The sequence below is a fragment of the Stenotrophomonas sp. 3diitr2024 genome, from assembly GCF_042136455.1.
GTDB classification, from domain to species: Bacteria; Pseudomonadota; Gammaproteobacteria; order Xanthomonadales; family Xanthomonadaceae; genus Stenotrophomonas; species Stenotrophomonas sepilia.
The window spans coordinates 1-371 of record NZ_JBHHMJ010000042.1 but is presented as its reverse complement, the minus strand read 5'-3'; the positions used below and the strand labels follow the sequence as shown (position 1 = coordinate 371).

Sequence of the window (371 nt, the reverse complement as noted above, 5' to 3'; positions counted from 1 at the left end):
CACCGCCGACGTTTACTCGGCCTGGGTGCCGGGCAATGTCGGCGGCGAATCGGAGACGCTGATCGGCAAGTGGTTTGCCCGCAGCGGCAAGCGCGACAAGGTGGTGCTGGCGACCAAGGTGGCCAAGTGGGCCGAACGCCTGGTCGGCAGCAGCATCCATCGCTTCCATGCCAACCCGGACCGCATCCGCGCCATCCTCAATGGCCTGCAGGCCAGCCACAACGGCAAGGTACAGATCGGCCCGGTGAAGGACTACGAGTGCCTGTGCGGCAAGTACAAGCGCATGAAGCACCGCGGCGTGGTCTGCGAAAAGTGCGGTACCGAAGTGACCCTGGCCAAGGTGCGCCGCGAGCGCATGGGCCACATCGACC

The 371-nt window shown here is 65.8% G+C and carries 1 protein-coding gene; it reads left to right on the top strand.

Features of this window, described 5'->3' with window-relative positions; translation table 11 throughout:
• Nucleotides 1–25: 25 nt before the first annotated feature.
• The coding region (locus ABGA94_RS00905) for a hypothetical protein (RefSeq protein ID WP_375366090.1) at nt 26–371 on the top strand (346 nt) is incomplete at its 3' end.